The organism is Enterococcus sp. DIV0294, from assembly GCF_050558155.1.
In the GTDB taxonomy this organism is placed as follows: Bacteria; Bacillota; Bacilli; order Lactobacillales; family Enterococcaceae; genus Enterococcus; species Enterococcus faecalis.
Genome location: NZ_CP187889.1, coordinates 1,914,944 through 1,935,868, shown reverse-complemented (window position 1 = coordinate 1,935,868; position 20,925 = coordinate 1,914,944). Strand labels below are relative to the sequence as shown.

15 protein-coding genes and 1 riboswitch are annotated in these 20,925 nt (G+C 37.8%); of the genes, 14 read left to right on the top strand and 1 reads right to left on the bottom strand.

Annotated elements, in window-relative coordinates:
* Window positions 1-5 precede the first annotated feature (5 nt).
* The 7 genes from IGJ20_RS09405 (at window position 6) to asnS (ending at window position 13,795) form a co-directional block, all read left to right on the top strand.
* The gene (locus IGJ20_RS09405) at window positions 6-4,361 is read left to right on the top strand and encodes a PolC-type DNA polymerase III (RefSeq protein WP_002381593.1); all 4,356 of its coding nucleotides are present in this window, start codon (window positions 6-8) and stop codon (window positions 4,359-4,361) included.
* 210 nt (window positions 4,362-4,571) lie between these two features.
* Entirely contained in the window at window positions 4,572-6,029 is a 1,458-nt protein-coding gene (locus tag IGJ20_RS09400) for an amino acid permease (RefSeq protein WP_002356790.1), read from the top strand.
* Between the two features lie 218 nt (window positions 6,030-6,247).
* The gene (locus tag IGJ20_RS09395; protein ID WP_010777836.1) at window positions 6,248-7,624 is read left to right on the top strand and encodes a hypothetical protein; all 1,377 of its coding nucleotides are present in this window, start codon (window positions 6,248-6,250) and stop codon (window positions 7,622-7,624) included.
* 180 nt (window positions 7,625-7,804) lie between these two features.
* Window positions 7,805-10,594 carry an ATP-dependent DNA helicase DinG gene (locus IGJ20_RS09390; RefSeq protein WP_142425655.1) on the top strand — a complete coding sequence of 930 codons (2,790 nt, stop codon included), beginning with the start codon at window positions 7,805-7,807 and terminating at the stop codon, window positions 10,592-10,594.
* Window positions 10,595-10,669: 75 nt separating this feature from the next.
* Entirely contained in the window at window positions 10,670-11,188 is a 519-nt protein-coding gene (locus IGJ20_RS09385; protein ID WP_142425656.1) for a DUF5590 domain-containing protein, read from the top strand.
* 38 nt (window positions 11,189-11,226) lie between these two features.
* On the top strand, window positions 11,227-12,426 hold the full coding sequence (locus IGJ20_RS09380; protein ID WP_002359774.1) for a pyridoxal phosphate-dependent aminotransferase: 1,200 nt from the start codon (window positions 11,227-11,229) through the stop codon (window positions 12,424-12,426).
* 16 nt (window positions 12,427-12,442) lie between these two features.
* Window positions 12,443-13,795, top strand: coding sequence for an asparagine--tRNA ligase (gene asnS, locus IGJ20_RS09375; RefSeq protein ID WP_002376912.1), 1,353 nt, complete (start codon window positions 12,443-12,445; stop codon window positions 13,793-13,795).
* 47 nt (window positions 13,796-13,842) lie between these two features.
* Here the strand turns inward: asnS and IGJ20_RS09370 are convergent, their stop codons facing one another.
* Window positions 13,843-14,802, bottom strand: a complete 960-nt coding sequence (locus tag IGJ20_RS09370; protein WP_002382786.1) for a Gfo/Idh/MocA family protein — start codon at window positions 14,800-14,802, stop codon at window positions 13,843-13,845.
* 166 nt (window positions 14,803-14,968) lie between these two features.
* Between IGJ20_RS09370 and IGJ20_RS09365 the strand changes: the two genes are divergently transcribed.
* The 7 genes from IGJ20_RS09365 (at window position 14,969) to purK (ending at window position 20,924) form a co-directional block, all read left to right on the top strand.
* Window positions 14,969-15,493: a hypothetical protein gene (locus IGJ20_RS09365; protein ID WP_002382789.1), complete on the top strand. Its 525-nt coding sequence runs from the start codon at window positions 14,969-14,971 to the stop codon at window positions 15,491-15,493.
* Between the two features lie 59 nt (window positions 15,494-15,552).
* Window positions 15,553-15,732 (top strand): hypothetical protein, encoded by a 180-nt coding sequence (locus tag IGJ20_RS09360; RefSeq protein WP_002384259.1) that lies wholly within the window; start codon window positions 15,553-15,555, stop codon window positions 15,730-15,732.
* Between the two features lie 99 nt (window positions 15,733-15,831).
* Window positions 15,832-16,473, top strand: coding sequence for a glycoside hydrolase family 73 protein (locus IGJ20_RS09355; protein WP_002366997.1), 642 nt, complete (start codon window positions 15,832-15,834; stop codon window positions 16,471-16,473).
* 19 nt (window positions 16,474-16,492) lie between these two features.
* The gene (locus IGJ20_RS09350; RefSeq protein ID WP_002356802.1) at window positions 16,493-17,179 is read left to right on the top strand and encodes a hydrolase; all 687 of its coding nucleotides are present in this window, start codon (window positions 16,493-16,495) and stop codon (window positions 17,177-17,179) included.
* Between the two features lie 146 nt (window positions 17,180-17,325).
* A riboswitch (purine riboswitch) is annotated at window positions 17,326-17,423 on the top strand.
* A 154-nt stretch (window positions 17,424-17,577) separates the two neighbouring features.
* Window positions 17,578-18,159: a xanthine phosphoribosyltransferase gene (locus tag IGJ20_RS09345; RefSeq protein WP_002356804.1), complete on the top strand. Its 582-nt coding sequence runs from the start codon at window positions 17,578-17,580 to the stop codon at window positions 18,157-18,159.
* A gap of 2 nt (window positions 18,160-18,161) precedes the next feature.
* Window positions 18,162-19,481 carry a nucleobase:cation symporter-2 family protein gene (locus tag IGJ20_RS09340; protein WP_185935491.1) on the top strand — a complete coding sequence of 440 codons (1,320 nt, stop codon included), beginning with the start codon at window positions 18,162-18,164 and terminating at the stop codon, window positions 19,479-19,481.
* Window positions 19,482-19,808: 327 nt separating this feature from the next.
* Window positions 19,809-20,924 carry a 5-(carboxyamino)imidazole ribonucleotide synthase gene (purK, locus tag IGJ20_RS09335; protein ID WP_002382795.1) on the top strand — a complete coding sequence of 372 codons (1,116 nt, stop codon included), beginning with the start codon at window positions 19,809-19,811 and terminating at the stop codon, window positions 20,922-20,924.
* Window position 20,925 lies beyond the last annotated feature (1 nt).

Below are 20,925 nucleotides of genomic sequence, written 5' to 3'. Positions count from 1 at the left end.
ATTTTGTGACAGAAAAAGCACGCGATTTATTTGATAAACTGATGACGCAAATTCAGTTAGATGACACAGCGAAAGAACATCCCTTAATTCAAAATGGCCGGATTGACAAGGTCATTGTTCACCAACAAAGTCGCTTATGGGAATTTCATTTAAGTTTTGATGAATTGATGCCAGTGATGTTATATCAAACATTTATGCAACAATTGGAACTAGCTTTTCAACAAATTGCGCAGGTTTCCGTTCAAATAACCACAAATCAGACAACATTTACAGAGGAACAATTAACGGATTATTGGCAATTGGCCTTGTTAAATAGTCAATGCAATACACCGTTAGTTCAGAAAGTCTTAAAAACACAGACACCACAATTTGAAGATCGGAAAATTATCTTACCTGTTGATAATGAAGCAGTTATTCCTTATTTGAAGCAACAATATTTACCAATTATTGAGGAACTTTACTTCTCTTACGGGTTTCCTAAGTTTCATATTGAACCAAAAATGGATCAACAGCAAGCTGCAGAAGTGTTGAAAAAGTTTGAAGAACAAAAATTAGAACAAGCCGCAGCCTTTCAACAACAAGCTGCTGAATCGCTTGTTAAACATGAACAAATGAAAAAAGAAAAACAACAACAAGCGCCTGCGTTTGATGGTCCAATTCGTTTAGGTCGGAATATTCCCAATGATGAACCCATTATGCCAATGGGAAACATACTGGAAGAAGAACGTCGTATAACGATTGAAGGCTTTATTTTTGATAAAGAAGTGCGTGAATTGCGTTCTAAACGAAAAATTTTAATTTTGAAAATAACTGATTATACTTCCTCTTTCGTGGTGAAGAAATTTTCGAATGGGGAAAAAGATGAACAAGTTTTTGATGCGATTCAACCACAAAGTTGGATTCGTGTTCGTGGTAGTGTACAAGAAGATACCTTCATGCGTGATTTAGTCATGAATGCTCAAGATTTGATGGAAGTCGCCCATGCGCCAAGAAAAGACTACGCGCCAGAAGGTGAAAAACGTGTAGAATTACACATGCATAGTAACATGAGTACAATGGATGCGACCAATAAAGTCGGTGACTTGGTGGCGCAAGCGGGGAAATGGGGGCACAAGGCCATCGCAATTACGGATCATGGCGGAGCCCAAGCGTTTCCTGATGCCCATGCTGCAGGTAAAAAAGCAGGCGTTAAAATTTTATACGGCGTGGAAGCCAATATTGTTGATGATGGTGTACCTATTGCTTACAACGAAGAACATATTGAATTAACAGATGCCACCTATGTGGTCTTTGACGTGGAAACAACGGGGCTTTCCGCTGTTTATGATACAATTATTGAATTGGCCGCTGTCAAAATGCACAAAGGAAATGTCATTGAGACTTTTGAGCAATTTATTGATCCTGGCCATCCATTATCTCAAACAACGATCAATTTAACTGGGATTACAGATGAAATGGTGCGCGGTTCAAAATCCGAAGAAGAAGTTTTACGCATGTTTAAAGAGTTTTCAGAAGGAACTATTTTAGTGGCCCACAACGCTTCTTTTGATATGGGGTTCTTAAATACAAGTTATGGCAAACATGGAATACCTGAAGCGGCTAATCCCGTCATCGATACATTAGAATTATCCAGATTCTTGTATCCACATTTCAAAAGCCATCGTCTAAATACCTTATCGAAAAAATTTGGCGTCAACTTAGAACAACATCACCGTGCCATCTATGACTCAGAATCAACAGGTCATTTGTGCTGGATTTTCTTAAAAGAAGCGAAAGAGAATCATGATATGCATTTCCATGATGATTTGAATCGTCATATTGGCGAAGGAGACTCATACAAACGTGCTCGACCTTTCCATGCAACGATTTTAGCAACAACTCAAGCAGGATTAAAAAATCTTTTTAAATTGATTTCGATGTCCAATGTAGATTATTTTTTCCGAGTACCACGGATTCCTCGTTCGCAATTATCGAAGTTAAGAGAAGGGCTTTTAATCGGTTCCGCATGTTCAAACGGCGAAATTTTTGAAGCAATGATGCAAAAAGGTGTCGAAGAAGCAAAAAATCGTGCCAAATTCTACGATTATATTGAAGTTATGCCCAAACCAGTTTACGCGCCATTAATTGAACAAGAATTGGTGAAAAATGAAGCAGATTTGGAAGAAATTATTAGTAATCTAGTGAAAATCGGTGACGAACTTGGCAAGCTGGTTGTCGCCACTGGAAATGTTCATTATTTAAATGAAGAAGATGCCATCTATCGGAAAATTTTAGTCGGGTCTATGGGTGGCGCTAATCCGTTAAATCGCCATAGTTTACCAAAGGTTCATTTCAGAACCACCGATGAAATGTTAACGGAATTTCAATTTTTAGGACAAGACGTCGCTAAGCGAATTGTAGTAGAAAATCCCAACAAAGTCGCTGATTTATGTGAAGAAGTTATTCCAGTAAAAGACGATTTGTATACGCCAAAAATTCCTGGGTCTGAACAAGAGATCACTGATTTAAGCTACAATCGTGCGCGCGAATTGTATGGCGATCCTTTACCAGAAATTGTCGAAAAACGGTTAGAAAAGGAACTGAATTCGATTAACGGGAATGGTTTCTCGGTCATTTATTTAATTTCTCAAAAACTGGTGCATAAAAGTAATGAAGACGGCTATTTAGTCGGTTCACGGGGCTCTGTCGGTTCGAGTTTTGTTGCGACAATGACAGGGATTACTGAAGTAAATCCTTTAGCGCCACATTATTATTGTCCTGAGTGTCAATATTCTGAGTTCTATGAAGATGGTTCCTATGGTTCAGGGTTTGATATGCCTGAAAAAGCCTGTCCAAAATGTGGTGCTCGATTGTTTAAAGATGGTCACGACATTCCTTTTGAAACGTTCTTAGGGTTCCATGGCGACAAAGTTCCCGATATCGATTTGAACTTTTCTGGCGATTATCAAGCCGAAGCCCATAACTACACGAAAGTTCTTTTTGGTGAAGAATATGTCTACCGGGCAGGAACCATTGGTACAGTAGCCGACAAAACAGCGTATGGCTTTGTTAAAGGATATGAAAGAGATCATAATTTACATTTGCGCGGCGCTGAAATTGATCGCTTAGCTAAAGGTTCAACAGGGGTTAAACGGACGACTGGGCAGCATCCCGGCGGTATTATTGTAATTCCTGATTACATGGATGTTTATGATTTTACGCCAATCCAATACCCTGCAGATGATCAAGAGGCAGAATGGAAAACGACGCACTTTGATTTCCATTCTATTCACGATAATATTTTAAAACTTGATATTCTGGGACATGATGATCCAACCGTGATTCGGATGTTACAAGATTTATCTGGGATTGAGCCAAAAACAATCCCAACAGACGATCCAGAAGTGATGCGTATTTTTGAAGGACCTGATGTTCTAGGTGTGGATGCAGAGCAAATTTATTCTAAAACAGGAACTTTAGGAATTCCTGAATTTGGGACACGTTTCGTTCGAGGTATGTTAGAACAGACCCATCCATCAACTTTTGCAGAATTACTTCAAATTTCTGGACTGTCTCACGGAACCGATGTGTGGCTAGGGAATGCAGAAGAATTGATTCGTCGTGGCGAAGCCAATCTTGCTGAAGTAATTGGTTGTCGGGATGATATCATGGTTTATTTAATTCATGCTGGTTTGGACAGTGGGATGGCCTTTAAGATTATGGAAACGGTACGTAAAGGACAATGGAATAAGATTCCTGATGAACTACGGGATACGTATTTAAATGCGATGAAAGAAAACAACGTCCCTGACTGGTATATTGATTCTTGTTCTAAAATTAAATATATGTTCCCGAAAGCCCATGCGGCAGCATACGTATTAATGGCGTTGCGGGTCGCTTACTTTAAAGTTTATTTCCCAATCTTATATTACTGTGCGTTTTTCTCCGTTCGGGCGGATGACTTTGACTTAGTGGCAATGTCACAAGGGAAAGAAGCTGTGAAAGCACGAATGAAAGAAATTACGGACAAAGGGATGGACGCCTCCACTAAAGAGAAAAACTTATTAACGGTTTTAGAATTATGTAATGAAATGTTGGAACGGGGCTATAAATTTGGCATGATTGATTTGTACAAATCAGATGCTGAAAATTTTGTGATTGAAGGGGATACCTTGATTGCACCTTTCCGAGCAGTGCCAAGTTTAGGCCTCAACGTAGCGAAAGCCATTGTCGCTGCGCGAGAAGAGCAACCGTTCTTGTCGAAAGAAGATTTGGCAACACGAGGCAAAGTTTCTAAAACGTTGATTGAATACATGAATGAAAATGGTGTCTTAAAAGACTTGCCAGATGAAAACCAATTATCATTATTTGATATGTTATAAAAGAAAAATCTTTTAGAAAAAGGCCGGTGAAGCAACTTATTCACCGGCCTTTTTTAGTCATCAAATAAATTAGAAAATCATTGCTAGAAGCGTTTTAATTACTTATTAAAAAGCCATCTTTATTTAATTATGTTGAGCTTGTGCATAAAAAGTAAAATGCTTATGATAAATGAAGAGCTTTATTTTTTTAATAAGAAAGGAATTGGTTATATGGACAAAAAGCAATTACGATGGTTCACCGTCGGGTTAATTGCCTTTAACATGGTCTGGGGTCTTGGAAATGTTGTGAATAATTATGCACAACAAGGGATTTCAGTGGTCACTTCATGGCTTTTGATTTTAGTTTTATATTTTATTCCCTATGCGTTAATCGTAGGACAATTAGGTTCAACATTTAAAGACAGCAATGGTGGGGTTAGTTCGTGGGTGCAAAACACCAGTACTAAACGTCTAGCCTATTATGCAGCATGGACTTATTGGGTAGTGCACATTCCTTACTTGGCACAAAAACCACAAGCAATTTTAATTGCCTTAGGTTGGGCAGTTCAAGGGAATGGAAACCTAGTCAATACGATGCCAATCGTAACGGTATCATTTATTTCATTAATAATTTTCTTGGTTTTCTTGTTATTATCAACAAAAGGGTTAACCACCTTAAAAGTTATTGGTGGTTTAGCTGGAACCGCCATGTTTGTGATGTCTATTTTATTCATTTTATTAGCGGTAGGCGCACCATTTATTAATTCAACGGTTGAATTTGCGACACCAAACATGTCACAAGTCAGCACCTACATTCCTAAATTTGATTTTAGTTATTTTACAACCGTATCAATGTTAGTTTTTGCGGTAGGTGGCGCTGAAAAAATTTCTCCTTACGTAAATGCAACTAAAAATCCAGCCAAAGAGTTCCCTAAAGGAATGATTTTCCTAGCGGCAATGGTTGGTTTATCGGCTGTTTTAGGTTCATTTGCAATGGGAATGTTATTCTCAAGTGACAATATTCCTAAAGATTTAATGGCAAATGGTGCCTACAGTGCCTTCCAAAAATTAGGCGCATATTATGGTGTCGGTAATCTCTTAATGATTGTTTATGCTTTGACGAATACAGTGGGTCAAGTGGCTGCGTTAGCCTTTTCAATTGATGCTCCACTGAAAATTCTTTTAGCTGAAGCAGATCCAGAATTTGTTCCAAGTTGGTTACGTAAACGTACGAAAAAAGGTACGTTAATTAATGGTTACTTATTAACAGGTATTTTAGTAAGTATTATTATTGCTTTACCGATGTTTGGGTTGAAGGACATGAACGAAGTGGTTAAATGGCTAACTAACTTAAATTCTGTAGTTATGCCAATGCGTTACTTGTGGGTCTTCTTTGCCTATATGCTTCTAAACAAAGCGTACAAACAATTTAATTCAGAATATAAATTTGTTAAAAATCCTAAAATTGGTTTTGTGTTTGGTCTCTGGTGTTTCCTATTTACAGCCTTTGCTTGTATCTTAGGAATGGTGCCTAAATTTGAGTATGCCTCAGATCCCCAAGGCTGGTTGTTCCAATTAGCTTCTAACATTGTGACACCAATCGTCTTAATTCTATTAGGAATGATTTTACCAGCAATTGCACGTCGCGAGAAAAAAGACACGATTTTGCCAATTGATTCAGCAGAATAATTGGTTACATGTTTCAAGAATAAAATAGTCAGTATAAGTATTTTGCGTGAGATAAATGGTCAGCAGGACTGTTTGTCTCACGTTTTTTTCTGTCGATTTTTCTCTAAAATTTCTATTGTCTCTTAAAAATATGAGAAAATCAGAAGAACTTCTCCTGTATACTAAAGGTATCTATCATTAAAAAATGGTTATTAACGGAGAAAAAGGAAGTGAACCTCATGACTAAAACACTTGAAACACAACCAGAAGAGAAAACGGTCTTTCTTTGTAAAGAAACGAATCCAGATTTTTTAGGACGAGAAATTTATGCGGATAATGTTGAAACACCGTATAATTTTTACTTAATTCGCAAGCTTTATTTAGCTAAAGAGTACCAAAATTTAGCAGAAGGGGAACAATTTTTTGAGGCTTTATGTGAAAGTTGGGATGAATCAGAACAGTTTGAAGAGTTAATTGTTAAAAAGATTTATGTCTATGTTGAAACGGAGTTAATGTACTACACTGTTTATTTTGGAAGCTTTGAGCCGACCACTCGTGACTTACGATTCGCACTGAAACAATGGATGTATGAAATACCGACAACTAAAAATAAAAAAACAGTCCGTATGAATGAAACCAATGTGCAAGTAGTGCCGCAAGAAAATCAATTAACGGAATTAGCTGGTGAAATTGCTGTCTTACGTGAAATGTTGACACTTTTAAAAGAAAATTTAGCCTCCTTAAATGAATCCGTTAATCAAACGAGAAATCCCGTCATTTCTAGACAAATAAAAACGATCCATTTGAAAAGAGCTTCTCCTGTGATAGCCGCAGAACAGGCATCGCTGAAAGTATCAGAGGATGCTAATCTGGAACAACCAGACGTCAATCTCTCGCCTGATAATCGGGAAAATCAAGAAGGTGAAACAACTGTAGCAACAAGTGAAGCTGTGCTTCCTGTTAACAAACTAGCACTTGAAGAACCAGCGAAAGAACCAGTGCTATCTGAACCAGCGCCATTTAAAGAAGCGTTGCCAGAAAAAAAACAAGAAAACCAGCAGAGTACTGCGGCAAAACCTTTATTTACTTTTCCACAAGAAACAGAAAAAAGCTCGTTAAATTCAGTGAATAAGTCTGCCGAAAAAGAGGAGGAGCAGAAGTCAGAAAAAGAAGCTGTCTCTATGGAAAGTGAGAAAGAAAATTCATCAAGTCGGACAATTCCTGCGGACTTTCAACGACAATTGGACGAATTAGAAGAGGAAATTTATCGTCGCTTTATGAGTCGCCAGTTAGAGGATACTGATGGAAATCAAGCAGTACCGAAAATAACGATTGAAAAAAGACAGTTAGAAGCACAAATGTTTGAAGCAAAAGCATTCTCACAGTCATTTAAACAAGTTCAAAAGAAAAAGGCAGGAGATGTGCGAATTTGCAATCAGTTAAGTTGTATGAAACTAGAAAAAGGATTAGATAAATTTTTAGACGAAGTTACAGAATATGTTGAAAAGCGGACACTATTTAATAAAAAGGTTCGTTGTCCGCTACCAGTAATTAGAGAATTGGAAGGCTATGGGCAATTAAACCAGTATATGCAGAAAATCCTTGACTGTTATTAATCGTTTATTTAGGAGAAGGTAAGACAAAACCGTTCAATTTATCAGCTTTTAAGCCTGAAACAAAAATCACTTTGGATTTTTGTTTCAGGCTCTTTCTTATTATTTCTGGAAAAGATTTCAAGAGAATTTTTGAAATACTAGTGAAAATCCTATAAATTGTAGTATAATTTTCAAAGATGAATGAAAGGCGTGAAGTCATTGAAAGACAAACAAGTGTATGCAGTAGTTGACCTTGAAACGACTGGAACAGATCCTACAAGTGATCGGATCATTCAGTTTGGATGCGTTCTCGTTCAAGATGGAAAGATTATTGCGAACTTTGCGACAGATGTGAATCCCAATCAAGTAGTACCAAAACAAATTCAAAGTTTAACGGGGATTAGTAATACGCAAGTTCAAAAAGCGCCTTATTTTGAAGATGTAGCACATACAATTTATCATTATCTGGAAGATACTATTTTTGTGGCGCATAACGTCCACTTTGATTATAATTTTTTAGCTCGTGAACTGGTACGGTGTGGCACGCCGCCACTTACCATTCCAGCCATTGATACAGTGGAATTGGCACAGATTTTTTTACCGACAGAAAAAAGTTTCCGTTTAAGTGATTTGTCGGAAAGCTTAGGTTTGTCTCATGAGAATCCCCATCAAGCAGATAGTGATGCGCAGGTTACAGCCGAACTTTTGTTATTAATTCAAGAAAAAATGAAATCTTTACCATTAGTCACTATGGAAAAAATTGCGGAATTAAGTCAACAGACAGCGCGGGAAACCAGTACTTTTATTCAACAAACGTATGAACAAATGAAAAAACAAGTCACACCATTAAATCCAGCTTATCAAGTGGTCAGTGGCATTGCTTTACGCAAAAAAGAAGTTCCTCTTTTTGAAGAAACGTTCTATCAGACTAGCACGTATCCCAAAACTAAAAAAGCCAAAGAAAAACTGTTTGGCGAACGTTTCGCTTATCGTGCGGAACAGAGTCGGATGATGAATTTAGTCTATGATCATTTTACAGAAGGAACGACAAAAGATTTATTTATTGAAGCGGCGACTGGAACGGGAAAAACATTAGGCTATCTGTTGCCGATGAGCTATTTAGCAACGCCAGAAAAACCAGTCATCATTTCAACAGTTTCGATTGTTTTACAAAATCAATTAGTGGAAAAAGATTTACCATTAGCCAATCAAATCTGCCAAGGGAAATTACGAGGCATTGTTATTAAAAGCCATCGACACTATCTTGATTTACAACGCTTTAAGGCAACGTTGAATCAGCCAACTCCGCAAAAACAATACGCTCTTTATCAAATGGGCGTTCTCGTCTGGTTGCTAGAAACAGAAACGGGCGATTTAGATGAACTACAATTGACGAATTTAAATCATTTATTCTGGAAAGAAGTTACACATCGCGGATTGGATTTTCTTTCAAAAAAAGATGAACTTTATGAAGTTGACTTTTTAAGACATCTGTATAAAAAAGTCGCTCAAAGTAACGTGTTGATTGTTAATCATGCATTTTTGGCGCAAGAGTCGCTAAGAAAACAACCGTTATTACCTGAAAGTCCGTGGCTAATTATTGATGAAGCACATCATTTACCAGACATCGCTAGTCGGATGGCGAGCGAACGAGTAAACAGTGTGATACTAAAAAAACAAGTCACGCATTTTATTGAAAAAGAGCAACTTTTTGTTGCTTTACAGCAAATTTTTCAACAGTTTTCTGAAGAGCAGCGGCTTGTAAAAATTTATCAGCAAGGTTTACTGGATTTTGTGGATGAATGGCAAGATTTTCTTTTTGAATTGCATCGTTTATTTAGTAAAACGCAGAAGCGAATAGACCATCAGGAGTTGCTTTTAACCAAAGAACGTATTGATTATTTATCTGCTGCGGGAGAAAAACATAGTCAAACGCTCCAGCTTTTACTGCAGGAGCTGTTGACTATTCAAAGTAAGTTACAGCAAACAATTATGAGTCAGTTGGAAACCTTTAGTTTGGCTGATCGCATCGTTTTTGTTCGCTTGTTTCAATTTTTTGATGAAATTGAACGTATTCATCACTGTTTTACCATTTATCTTGATGATTGGCGTCCACGTTGGGTAAAAGAATATTTACCACAAAATGATGACCATGGCTTGATTGAAATTCATGACTTAGAAGCTAGTTTGCTTCCTGAAACAAAGTGGTATCCGCGGTATGAACGAATTATTTATACAAGCGGCACATTGAAGTTTGGCAACAATAAAAAGTATTTACCGCAACGGTTAGGTTTAACAGAGGTGACGTTCAAAACCCTGCCAACGCCATATAACTATGCAGAAAATGCGCGAGTCTATGTACCGGAAGAAGCAGTAGCCATTCAAAATGCCTCTTCCTATGAAATGGGTCAATACATTTCAGATACCATTGAAAAATTGATGGCGCAAGAGGAACGTTCGATGTTGGTTCTTTTTACTTCGCATGAATTATTGTCCACCGTGTATCATCAAGTCCAGCCGAGATTATTGGAAAAAGGACAAGAGGTCCTCGCCCAAGGGATTAGCGGCAGTCGTGAAAAAATTCTTAAACGGTTTTCTAATGGAAAACCGAATGTCTTGCTAGGAGCCGATAGCTTTTGGGAAGGTGTGGACTTACCAGGAACAGCTTTACAGTTATTGATAGTCACGCGTTTACCTTTTGAAAACCCGAAACGACCACTTGTGCAAGCAAAATATGCGTATTTAGAAGCAGAAGGGATACAACCATTTGCTCAAGAAGCGGTACCAAAAGCAGCCTTACGTTTGCGACAAGCACTGGGCCGTTTAATCCGTTCTGAAGAAGACAGAGGGGCATTGCTGATTCTGGATCGTCGTTTAGTCACTGCAAAATATGGCAAACGATTAATCAAAGCGTTTCCCAAGGGACTTTCAGTAAAAGAAGCGCCCATGCCTGAAATTTTAGAAGAATTAAAGGAATTTTTAAACAAATAATCGATTATTTTTAGGTCATATTTGTGAAAGGCCGCTATTTTTCTGCTATAATAAGACCCAGTAAGTTTAGAGAGGATGGAAGGATTTTTGGAGGAATTAGAAGAAAAGAAAGAGAAGAAACGGATTACTGTCCTTTTAACCCTATTGGCAATCCTTTTAGCAATTCTTGTAACAATAATTATCTTTTTTGTACGAACCAATCAACCAATGGCTCAAGCCGAAAAAGAAGCAACCGCAATTGCCAAAACTTCTGCTAATTTAGAAACAGTTGATAAATTTTACTGGTTTACACGCAAAAATACGTATTTTACTTTAACCGGCAAAAATGATAAAGGCACAGAGATTGTCGTGATTGTCCCTAAATCGGGAGAAAAAGTCACGGTCTTAAATCAAAAAGATGGTCAAACTGAACAACAAATAACAGACATTGTTGCTAAAGCCCATCCCGATGAATCGGTGATGAAAGCTTCGTTAGGGCTTTATGATAAGCGCCCTGCATGGGAAGTGGTCACCGAAAATGATCAAGGAGTACTAACATATTATCTTATGAGCTTTGATAAAGGCGAAGAGATCAACGTTGTCAAAGATATTTAATTTAGATAGGTTTTGATGAAAGTGGGAGTGAAAGGTGTATGAACGTATCAAATCGAGCACAGCAATTGACTCCTTCTGTTACATTAGCAGCTGCCGCCAAAGCGAAAGCATTAAAAGCAAAAGGTGTAGATGTTTTAAGCTTAACGGTTGGGGAACCAGATTTTGTAACCCCGAAAAATATTCAAAAAGCAGCAATTGCTTCAATTGAGGATGGAAGAGCAAGTTATTACACACCTTCTGGCGGCATTCCTGAATTAAAGCAAGCAATTGTCTCTTATGTGGAACGAGAATATCAACTTCGTTATCAACCCAAGCAAGTTATTGTGACAGATGGTGCCAAATATGCGCTGTATCTATTATTTCAAGCCATTTTGAACGTTGGGGACGAAGTGATTATCCCTGTCCCTTATTGGGTAAGTTATGGTGAACAAGTCAAGTTAGCAGAAGGCAAGCCAGTATTTGTATCAAGCACGCAAGAGCAATCATTTAAAGTGTCAGTCGCACAATTAGAAGCTGTACGAACGGACAAAACAAAAGCAATCATTTTAAATTCACCATCTAACCCAACTGGTGTTATTTATACGGAAGAAGAATTACGCCAAATTGGTGAATGGGCAGTTGCTCATAATATCCTCATTATTGCAGATGATATTTATGGTCGTTTGGTGTACAATGGACATCGGTTCACACCAATTGCAACCATCTCAGAAGCAATTCGTCAACAGACAATCATTATTAATGGTGTTTCCAAAACATATGCAATGACAGGCTGGCGCATTGGTTTTGCAGTCGGTGATGAAAAAATTATTCAAGCAATGACACAACTCGCTTCACAATCCACCAGTAATCCAGTCGCGGTTAGCCAATATGCGGCAATTGAGGCTTTAACAGGTGAACAGTCGACAGTTGAAGACATGCGTCAGGCCTTTGAAAAACGCCTGAATCATATCTATCCAAAAGTAGCAGCTTTGCCAGGCGTTTCGCTAATAAAACCTGAAGGCGCCTTTTATCTATTCCCGAATGTCAAAAAAACGTTAGAAATTTGTGGGTATGATAACGTGACTAACTGGGTGGAAGATTTATTACAAGAAGCGCATGTTGCTCTGGTAACGGGAGAGGGCTTTGGTGCACCAGAACATGTGCGGATGAGCTATGCGACAGATTTAATGACGTTAGAAAAAGCGATTGAGCGAATGAACGACTTTATAGAAAAGAAACGAATTCAGCACAACGCCTAAAAGAATAAACTAAGAAATGAACGGAGAGACAAACGTGGAACAAATTCAAATTATTGATTCAAACAAACATGTTGGAGAAACAGTAAAAATTGGCGCTTGGATTGCTAACAAACGCTCAAGCGGAAAAATTGCCTTTTTACAATTACGTGACGGGACAGCCTTTTTCCAAGGTGTCGTGTTCAAACCAAACTTCATTGAAGCCTTTGGTGAAGAAGCTGGTACAGAAAAATTCCAAGAAATTAAACATTTATCACAAGAAACAGCAGTCATGGTTACTGGTGTTATCAAAGAAGATAGCCGTTCTAAGTTCGGCTATGAAATGGATATCACTGATTTAGAAGTCGTTGGCGCTTCAGAAGATTACCCAATTACGCCGAAAGAACACGGTACAGATTTCTTAATGGATCATCGTCATTTATGGTTACGTTCAAGCAAACAACATGCAATCATGTTAGTTCGTAACGAAATTATTCGTGCTACTTACGAGTTCTTTAACGAACAAGGATTCATTAAAATTGATAGCCCAATTTTAACAGGATCAGCACCAGAAGGCACAACAGAATTATTTGAAACAGATTACTTCGGACAACCAGCATTCTTATCACAAACAGGTCAATTATATGCAGAAGCTGGTGCGATGGCATTTGGAAAAGTCTTTACTTTTGGACCAACCTTCCGTGCGGAAAAATCCAAAACTCGTCGTCACTTAACGGAATTCTGGATGATTGAACCAGAAATGGCATACACAACTCATGAAGAATCACTAGATATTCAAGAAGCCTATGTAAAACATTTAATTAAATCGGTATTGAAAAATCAACAATATCCATTGGATGTTTTAGAACGTGATACAGCGTTACTAGAAAAATATGTTTCGGAACCTTTCAAACGTATTACTTACGATGATGCGATTGAGTTATTACAAAAAGAAGAAGCAAACAATGATTATGACCACATTGAATGGGGCGAAGACTTTGGTAGTCCACATGAAACCTTTATTTCAAATTACTATGGCGTTCCAACATTCATTTTAAATTATCCAAAAGCAATTAAAGCCTTCTATATGAAACCACATCCAACACGTGAAGATGTTGTAATTTGTGCCGATTTAATTGCACCAGAAGGTTATGGTGAAATTATCGGTGGTTCCGAGCGTGCAACTGATTATGATTATTTGAAAGAAAAAGTAGCTGAGTTTGGCTTATCAGAAGAAGAATACAGCTGGTATTTAGATTTACGTAAATACGGTTCTGTACCACATTCTGGCTTCGGATTAGGTTTAGAACGTGCTGTTACGTTCATTACTGGTAATGAACACATTCGTGAAGCGATTCCGTTCCCACGTATGTTAAACCGTATTTATCCATAGAGAACAAATAAAAAAAAGAACTTCAGCAAAAGCCGAAGTTCTTTTTTTTAATTCTGCCATAATTTTTGCATCTGGTCCAAAATATCAATGACTTCTGTCGTGAAAAATAAGGAGCGATTGGGTTGTGTACCTTTGATTGCTTCAACCATATTGTAGATTTCGTAATTCATGGCTTCAGCTGAGTACCCAGAAACGATGGTCTCAACCGTACCGTCGTTGTAGTGAACAATCGCTTCATCTGCGCGTGGATAATCTGTAATGGTAATATAGGCATCTTCAAAAGCAACAATTCCTTGCTTTGGCATTTTTGCTTGGAATGTTAATGAAATAGTCGCCAACTCATTTTCTTTATTCCGAAGCAATGTCACCGATTGTTCATCAACGCCAGTAGAGAAGGGAACCATGCTAGAAGCTAAAACGTCTGGCTGTGAGCTGAGAAACCAACGAGCAAACGAAACCGCATAAGTACCAATATCTAACAATGCGCCGCCTGCTAAGTCAGGATTAAAAAAGCGATTTTTAGGATCGGGTTCTTTGTAACTTCCAAATGGTGCTTGAATCATTTTTAACTGACCAAATTTGCCAGCATCCATCAAGCGACGTAATTCGTCGTATAGTGGCATGTTAAAAATAGTCATGGCTTCTGCTAAAATAAGGTCATTTTTTTCTGCAACTGCCAAGGCTTGTTTTAATTCTGCCGCGTTCATCGTAATAGCTTTTTCACACAACACATGTTTTCCGGCCTGGAGCGCTTTTAAAATGTGTTCAGCATGTTGTTTATTTGGCACTGCTATATAGACAACATCGATTGTTTCATCTGCTAGCAATTCTTCATAAGAACCATAGGCTTTAGGGATTGAATAATCAGCGGCAAATTGTTCTGCTTTAGACAATGTCCGTGAAGCAACAGCTGCAAGTTGGCTAGTTTCTTGTTTAAACGTTGAAGCAAATTCGTGGGCAATCCCACCTAATCCTACGATGCCCCATTGATATAATTTTTTTGTCAAAAGAAGTCCTCCTAATCTATGCAATTTCTTCAAATCTTCTTCATTATTTATTATACTGTAAACAAGAGAAATTAGAAAACAAGGACAATTTTGTAAATATGATAAAATCCAGAGATAAAAAGATGCTTTTTTTAGAGAATTTCAGTAAAATAGAAAATGGAGGCGAATGATTATGCATCAAGTTTATGTAGATATTATTGTTGACGCAATTATTGAACAGTACCAAACAGAAGAAAATTTTTACTCCGCTTATCAAATTCAAGCAGCCGATTGGCAAGCTTGGAAAGAAGGCCAATTTGGTTTGGACAATGAAGTCATGCAAAAAATTAAGAATTTATTTACGGATTATGAGTGGATGCTGACTCAAAAAATACTCCGCCAAACCATCTTATTTCCGGAAAAACGTAACCTAGCTGTTTCGGAATATAAACGGTTAAAAACAACAATTGCCAAAAAATGGTTACAATCTGATTTGGGCGTTGTAGAATTGATTCCTAATAATAAACAGGAACAAGAAATTGCTGCTGGTTATATTGATTTGAAAGTGACGCTGGCCTATGGCGAATGGGGTTTTGATGATATTATTACATTCCGGTTACCAGCTACGATTCAACGACAATTGGAAGGTTCAAAAGTTGAATTATTAGATTGGGTCAATGAAAATCTGATGGATACTTACGTAGGTGAATAACGAATAGGAAGGATGGTCTTTTGAAATACACAATTGCTGGGATTTTATCTGTGATTATTATGTTTGGTGCGGTAATTTTTGTCTTTTTTGGCAAAAAGCCAGTTGAAGAATCTGTTCACACATCAACTGAAACAACAGTGAAATCATCCACTAAAATTTCTGAAAGTAGTACAGTTTCTTCAACTGCCACCACTGAATCAAGTACTGAAATCACGAGCGTAAGCAGTGATGAAAGTTGATAATTTTCTGTGAAAATGATACAATTATTCGGTTATAGTAACAAATGAAATCAATCACGAAAGTGAAAGATAGTGAAACATTTTATCGGAAAATAAAAGATGAAGTGGGGAATTAATGAAGTGAGCAACTATCAGAAAAAAAGAAAAAAGCAGCTGAATTTGCCAAAGTTATTCTTAGGCGTAGTTGTCGTCGGTTTGGCCTTTGTCTTTTCGTTATCTGTCCTTTCTGATTCAGATAAGGGACAAAGCGAGTCAGTCAATCGCCAAAATGAAAACATCTCAAAAGAAGAATTTGTTGCTGAAATCACACCGTATGCACGTGAATTACAAGAATCTTACGGGGTATTACCAAGTATTATTATGGGGCAAGCAGTTTTAGAATCTAATTTTGGACAAAGTCAATTAGCATCGAAATATAACAATCTTTTTGGGATTAAAGCATATGGCAATCAACCAAAAGTCAATTTAGAAACAAAAGAGTATGTCAATGAGGTCTGGATTACGATTCAGGGTGATTTTCGAGTTTATGACAATTGGGAAGAATCCATGCGAGATCATACCAAGTTATTTGTTGATGGGGTCGATTGGGATCCAAATTTATATGAAAAAGTCTTGTTAGCCAAAAATTATAAAGAGGCTGCACAAGCGCTTCAAGATGCTGGATACGCAACGGATCCTACATACGCTGATAAGATCATTCATGTAATTGAAGAATACAATTTAAATAAATACGACCGTTAAGCATGGAGGAACGATGACAATGAGCGAAAAGTGGATTCCAGAAATTATGACGCCGCTGAAACAAGATATTGTAAAAATGCCAGAGATTATTCGGCAAGCCAGTGGCATTAAAATTTTTGGCCGTAAAATAAAATCAATTATTTTTACGACAGATATTGCGATTATCCGCAATACGGATGCACAGGCAGTGATTGCTGTATACCCTTTTACACCGCATCCAGCGATTACAAAAGGCATTATTGAAGCAGCGGATATTCCTGTCTTTTCAGGAGTCGGCGGCGGTTTAACGCAAGGCATGCGTTCTGCTTATATGAGTTTATTTGCAGAAGCACAAGGCTCAATGGGTGTCGTTTTGAATGGTCCTACACCAATTGAAACAATTAAAATGGTGGATGAAGCAATCGATATTCCTATTATCAGTACAGTAACTTCTATTCATACGCCAATTGATGAAAAACTTGCGGCTGGCGTGGATATGATTAATATCAGTGCAGGAAAAGACACTGCAGCCACCGTACGCTATTTCCGTGGCAAGTATCCAGAATTACCGATTATTGCAACAGGAGGACCAACTGAATCGAGTATTCATGAAACCATTATCGCCGGAGCGAATGCTATTACATATACGCCCCCTAGTAACGGTGAATTATTCAGCAAAAAAATGAAAAAATATCGTGAACAAGAAAAAGCAACCGATGAAGAATAAAAAACGCTTTGGCAGTCTATCCTGCCAAAGCGTTTTTGGCTATTTAATGTTCGCTTTTACGGAACAATGGAAGAATGAACCAATTATTTGAAAATTCTAATGAAAAAAAGTTGTTAAACCATTGAAAGTTAGAGATTTTTGTACTATCCTAGAGAAACATAGAAGCTTGTATAAGGTCAAAATACGGTTGACCGTCTCTACCCAGCACCGTAAATGCTGGTCTATAAGTGAAGAAGAGCGGATAGCCCTTTTTTGCTTTGGCAAAATGGGCTTTTTTCTTTTGTTAGAACACGAATATAAATAGCACTTTGTTTTATTTCGTTCGTTTTTAACGAACCGTCCTTTCCTCAGGATGAGAACAAAGCATCTATCGAAAAATAAGTAAAGGAGTTCATATTGTGAAGGAATTAGTCGAACGTATTAAAAATGATGGCCGTGTATTAGGTGAAGGTGTTTTAAAAGTAGATAGTTTTATTACGCACCAAGTGGATCCAGAATTAATGGAGGCTATGGGTAATCGTTTTGCTGAGGTTTTCGCAGAAGCAGGCATTACCAAAGTAATTACAATTGAAGCATCAGGAATCGCTCCTGCCTTATACGCAGCGCAAAAATTAGGCGTGCCAATGATCTTCGCTCGTAAGGCAAAAAGTTTAACCATGGATGAAGAGCTTTTAACGGCTTCAGTTTATTCATTTACAAAACAAGTGACAAGTCAAATTTCAATTTCAAGAAAATTTTTATCTGATGCTGATAAAGTGTTGATTATTGATGACTTTTTAGCTAACGGACAAGCTGCCAAAGGATTGGTAGAATTATGCCAACAGGCTGGTGCAAAGGTTGAAGGAATTGGTATCGTAATTGAAAAATCATTCCAAGATGGTCGTCAGTTATTAGAAGACATGGGCTTAAATGTAGTCTCTTTAGCGCGTATTGCTTCATTAAGTGAAGGAACGGTGACGTTTTTAGAGGAGGATGCATAATCTTGGAAACAAAACAATTGAATACACCACAACAGACGGAAACACCAAATGGGAAAGCCGCCGTTTTAGGATTGCAACATTTATTAGCGATGTATGCTGGAGCAGTTGCCGTACCTTTATTAATCGGAACCGGCTTGAATTTTGATTCGCAACAAATGACGTATTTGATTTCAATCGATATTTTTATGTGCGGCGTTGCGACACTTTTACAATTAACGGTGAATAAGTTTTTTGGGATTGGTTTACCAGTCGTTTTAGGTTGTGCCATTCAAGCAGTTGCGCCTTTAATCATGATTGGTACGAACAAAGGGGTTGGTGCAATTTATGGTTCAATTATTGCTTCGGGCATTTTTGTCGTTCTTATTGCAGGATTTTTCTCAAAAATTAAACGTCTATTTCCGCCTTTAGTCACCGGCACAGTCATTACAGTTATTGGTTTGACCTTAATTCCTGTTGCTGTTGAAAAAATGGGTGGCGGCTTAGCAACGGACAAAAGTTTTGGTGATCCTAAAAACTTGCTCCTCGCATTTGTAACAATTGCCTTAATCATTGTTGTGCAAGTTTGGGGACGTGGCTTTATCAAGTCAATTGCCGTGTTAATCGGCCTAGTCGGTGGCACAATTTTAGCTGCGTTTCTGGGATTAGTGGATTTATCTCCTGTTGGTCAATCTACGTGGTTTCATTTTCCACAGCCATTTTATTTTGGCAAACCAACGTTTGATCTTTCTTCTATTGTGTTGATGATTATTATTTCAATTGTTAGTATGGTTGAATCAACAGGTGTTTATTTTGCCTTAGGAGACATTACAGGGAAGAAAATTGGCGAAGATGATTTACGTCGTGGGTATCATGCAGAAGGTTTAGCCGTCATTTTAGGGGGGATTTTTAATACGTTTCCTTATACAGGTTTCTCTCAAAATGTCGGGTTAGTTCAATTATCTGGGATCAAAACACGTCGACCAATTTATTTTTCTGCTTTTTTCTTAATTATTTTAGGCTTATTACCAAAAATTGGTGCGATGGCTCAAATTATCCCAGAGCCAGTTTTAGGCGGCGGAATGCTGGTTATGTTTGGAATGGTGGCTGTCCAAGGAATGCGCATGTTGTCAAAAGTTGACTACTCAAATGACAAAAATTTATTAATTATTGCCATCTCGATTGGCTTTGGTTTAGGCTTTAATATTATGCCGACGCTCTTTAATAAAGTACCAGAAACTGTTAGCATGTTTACTGGTAATGGAATTGTCATGAGCAGCATTACCGCAATTATTTTAAATCTTTTATTCAATGGTTTAAAAGAAACCTCAGAAAGTAACGAATAGTTTCAAAAAAGTATGATAGATAAGGTCAGGTGGCTTTTCTTTCATACTTTTTTGACCTAATCATCGTTTAGAAAAATTTAATGTTTTCATCAATCTGAAGAGAAAAAGAGAAAAAAGCTTGGTTACAAAGAGACGAGTAGTAAGTTACCGCTGTTTTATCCTAAAGTATGTTAATAAATTCTGATGAGAAAACCTAATGGAAACACTGCTGGCACTTGAAGTTGAGCCTTTTTCCTTGTATCATGTAAAAAGAGCACTCTTAAAGGCTAGACTGCGACGAGAAACCGCAGAAGGATTTTAAGGATAAAACTGTGATGGAAAGTTGTGATGAACTTGGATAAACCACTATTACCTGGTCAAGTGATTGGTATCATTGGTGGCGGACATTTAGCAAAAATGATGGCCCTTAGTGCAAGAGAAATGGGGTTTCGAGTGGGTGTGCTAGATCCACAAATTGATTGTCCTGCTGCACAAGTTGCCGATTGGCAATTATTAGGAGCATATAATGATCCTGAAGCGTTAGAGAAATTGGCAAAACGTGCCCAAGTGATTACGTATGAATTTGAACATGCAGATGTTGATGCGTTAACAGCGATTCAACATTTGGCGAATATACCGCAAGGAACAGACATTTTAGCGATTACGCAAGATCGCTTAATGGAAAAAAGTTTCTTGGAAGATAATAATATTGTGATTGCACCTTATGCAACGATTGTTAGTCCGACTGATATTCAAGAAGCAATTGATGGCATTGGTTATCCGTGTATCTTGAAGAATACGCGAGGGGAAGGTCGTTATGTACTACATAGTACTTCAGACTTAGCGCCATCCATGAATCTTCTGAGAGAAGGAACCTGTGTCTTGGAAGCTTGGATTCCTTACGAAAAAGAATTATCTGTTCTGATTTCTGGTAATGGTCGTGGCGAATTTGCGACATTTCCAGTTGTGGAAACAATTAAAAAAGAGCGTAAGTTACATGAAACGATTGCGCCAGCCCGAATTGATGACGAAGTCAGTGGCGAGTTGCAACGAATTGCTAAGGTGATTGCTAAAGCTGTTGGTTTAGTCGGTACCCTTTCAATTGAAATGTTTTATACAGAAACAGGCGGGATTTATGTAAATAAAATTTTACCTCGTCCAGAAGATGCTGGGAATTTTTCTATAGATGCTTGTTCTTTTAGCCAATATGATACGCATATTCGTGGTTTATGTAATTGGCCAATGCCAACGATTCAACTGTTGTCTGAAGCAGTCACGGTCAATGTGCTTGGAAATGAGGCCTATGAAACGATGGACATTATTAATGAACATCCAGATTGGCATTTCCACTATTATGGCCACAGTGAAGCAAAAGCGCAACGAGCGATGGGGCATATTACTATATTAACCAAAGAAATCGATGAAACACTGGAAGAAATTAAAGAAACAAAGATTTGGTCGTAAT